At 48.0% G+C, this 2,166-nt stretch carries 19 tRNA genes and 1 rRNA gene; all 20 read left to right on the top strand.

From position 1 onward, the window contains the following. Window positions 1–206: 206 nt before the first annotated feature. The 20 genes from rrf (at window position 207) to IC213_RS20370 (ending at window position 2,026) form a co-directional block, all read left to right on the top strand. Window positions 207–323: ribosomal RNA gene (rrf, locus tag IC213_RS20275) — 5S ribosomal RNA — on the top strand. 7 nt (window positions 324–330) lie between these two features. After that, window positions 331–405, top strand: a tRNA-Asn gene (locus IC213_RS20280). Window positions 406–411: 6 nt separating this feature from the next. After that, window positions 412–486, top strand: a tRNA-Glu gene (locus IC213_RS20285). 5 nt (window positions 487–491) lie between these two features. Then, a tRNA-Val gene (locus IC213_RS20290) sits at window positions 492–567 on the top strand. 5 nt (window positions 568–572) lie between these two features. Further along, a tRNA-Asp gene (locus IC213_RS20295) sits at window positions 573–649 on the top strand. 18 nt (window positions 650–667) lie between these two features. Then, window positions 668–742, top strand: a tRNA-Thr gene (locus IC213_RS20300). Window positions 743–756: 14 nt separating this feature from the next. Beyond that, window positions 757–841 (top strand) — tRNA-Tyr (locus IC213_RS20305). 14 nt (window positions 842–855) lie between these two features. After that, window positions 856–929, top strand: a tRNA-Gly gene (locus IC213_RS20310). 8 nt (window positions 930–937) lie between these two features. After that, window positions 938–1,014: transfer RNA gene (locus IC213_RS20315), tRNA-Arg, on the top strand. A gap of 9 nt (window positions 1,015–1,023) precedes the next feature. Beyond that, window positions 1,024–1,099: transfer RNA gene (locus IC213_RS20320), tRNA-Gln, on the top strand. A gap of 11 nt (window positions 1,100–1,110) precedes the next feature. Beyond that, window positions 1,111–1,186 (top strand) — tRNA-Lys (locus tag IC213_RS20325). Window positions 1,187–1,188: 2 nt separating this feature from the next. Further along, a tRNA-Ser gene (locus IC213_RS20330) sits at window positions 1,189–1,277 on the top strand. A gap of 24 nt (window positions 1,278–1,301) precedes the next feature. After that, window positions 1,302–1,392: transfer RNA gene (locus tag IC213_RS20335), tRNA-Ser, on the top strand. 10 nt (window positions 1,393–1,402) lie between these two features. Next, window positions 1,403–1,479, top strand: a tRNA-Pro gene (locus IC213_RS20340). Between the two features lie 4 nt (window positions 1,480–1,483). Further along, window positions 1,484–1,557 (top strand) — tRNA-Ile (locus IC213_RS20345). Between the two features lie 11 nt (window positions 1,558–1,568). Beyond that, window positions 1,569–1,644, top strand: a tRNA-Trp gene (locus IC213_RS20350). A 60-nt stretch (window positions 1,645–1,704) separates the two neighbouring features. Then, a tRNA-Pro gene (locus IC213_RS20355) sits at window positions 1,705–1,781 on the top strand. A 5-nt stretch (window positions 1,782–1,786) separates the two neighbouring features. Continuing rightward, window positions 1,787–1,863, top strand: a tRNA-Ile gene (locus IC213_RS20360). A gap of 3 nt (window positions 1,864–1,866) precedes the next feature. Further along, a tRNA-Phe gene (locus tag IC213_RS20365) sits at window positions 1,867–1,942 on the top strand. Between the two features lie 7 nt (window positions 1,943–1,949). Continuing rightward, window positions 1,950–2,026, top strand: a tRNA-Met gene (locus IC213_RS20370). The last annotated feature ends 140 nt before the right edge of the window (window positions 2,027–2,166 follow it).

Genomic DNA, 2,166 nt, shown 5'->3' on the forward strand with positions numbered 1-2,166 from the left:
GATAGGTCGAAGGTGTAAGTGCAGCAATGTATTTAGCTTATCGATACTAATAGGTCGAGGACTTGACCAATATTTATTTGATGTTCATTAATTAAAATATATATGTAGTTTTTAGAGTGTTAACTCTGAAAAAAAGTATGAAAAAAGTATTGACAAAAATAACAAAAAATGTTAATATTATACTTGTCCTAGCAACAAAAAAGAAATGTGGTTATAATAGCAGAGAAGATACACCTGTTTCCATTCCGAACACAGAAGTTAAGTTCTCTAGCGCTGATGGTACTTGGTGGGAAACTGCCTGGGAGAGTAGGACATAGCCACGTTAGATGTTCCAAGGTAGCTCAACGGTGGAGCAACCGGCTGTTAACCGGTAGGCTGTGGGTTCGAGCCCCACCCTTGGAGCCAATAAATGGCTCGTTGGTCAAGAGGTTAAGACACCGCCCTTTCACGGCGGTAACAGGGGTTCAATTCCCCTACGAGTCACCATTTGTGGGATCATAGCTCAGCTGGGAGAGCACCTGCCTTACAAGCAGGGGGTCGCAGGTTCGAGCCCTGCTGGTCCCACCATTTGCGGCCTGGTAGTTCAGTTGGTTAGAATGCCAGCCTGTCACGCTGGAGGTCGAGGGTTCGAACCCCTTCCAGGTCGCCAAAATAAAATATAAAAAATGCTGGTGTGGCTCAACGGTAGAGCAGCTGACTTGTAATCAGCAGGTTGTAGGTTCGATTCCTATCACCAGCTCCATGTAAAATTAATACGGAGGATTTCCCGAGCGGCCAAAGGGGGCAGACTGTAAATCTGTTGTCATCGACTTCGGTGGTTCGAATCCACCATCCTCCACCAATTAAATTAAATATGCGGGTGTAGCTCAATGGTAGAGTTCTGGCCTTCCAAGCCAGCTGTGAGGGTTCGATCCCCTTCACCCGCTCCAAAAAGCGTGGGTGCATAGCTCAGCTGGATAGAGCAACGCCCTTCTAAGGCGTGTGTCCGGGGTTCGAATCCCTGTGCGCTCACCACATATATATTGGGGATTAGCCAAGTCGGTAAGGCACATGACTTTGACTCATGTATGCGTAGGTTCGAGTCCTGCATCCCCAGCCAAATAAAAATATGGTCTATTAGCTCAGTCGGTAGAGCACCTGACTTTTAATCAGGGTGTCCCGCGTTCGAGTCGCGGATAGATCACCAATGGAGAGGTGTCCGAGTGGTTTAAGGAGCTGGTCTTGAAAACCAGTGACTTCGAAAGGGGCCGTGGGTTCGAATCCCACCCTCTCCGCCAAACTAAAATAATAGGACTAAATTTGGAGAAGTACTCAAGTGGCTCAAGAGGATCCCCTGCTAAGGGATTAGGCTGGGTAACCGGTGCGAGGGTTCGAATCCCTCCTTCTCCGCCATTTAAAAAAACGAGGTGTAGCGCAGTTTGGTAGCGCACATGGTTTGGGACCATGGGGCCGGGGGTTCGAGTCCCTTCACCTCGACCAACCAGGACCTTTAGCTCAGTTGGTTAGAGCGCCCGGCTCATAACCGGTAGGTCTGGGGTTCGAGTCCCTGAAGGTCCATTATTCTTCATAGGGGTGTAGCTCAGTTGGTAGAGCGTCGGTCTCCAAAACCGTGCGCCGGGGGTTCGAGTCCCTCCACCCCTGCCAAATAAAAAGGACTTGAAAAAAAATGAGTTTTAGAGTAATATAAGATAGTAAATAATATTTCGAGGTGTAGCGCAGTTTGGTAGCGCACATGGTTTGGGACCATGGGGCCGGGGGTTCGAGTCCCTTCACCTCGACCAAGTAAGGGCCTATAGCTCAGGTGGTTAGAGCGCACGCCTGATAAGCGTGAGGTCGCTGGTTCGAGTCCAGCTAGGCCCACCATTTGCCCAGATAGCTCAGTCGGTAGAGCAGGGGACTGAAAATCCCCGTGTCGGTGGTTCGATTCCGCCTCTGGGCACCAGAAATACGGCGGTATAGCTTAGTTGGCTAGAGCGTTCGGTTCATACCCGAAAGGTCATAGGTTCGACTCCTATTACCGCTACCATCTAACTATATCAATAAAGAACTTTGAAAATTAAACAGTAGGTTAATTTATAAAACAAGAAACAAACCATAAAGCCAGATATTTAGATAACAATAGTATCTGAGCCTGATAAACTTTTATTTGAGAGTTTGATCCTGGCT

Source organism: Clostridioides sp. ES-S-0049-02 (assembly GCF_020658465.1).
Classification (GTDB): domain Bacteria; phylum Bacillota; class Clostridia; order Peptostreptococcales; family Peptostreptococcaceae; genus Clostridioides.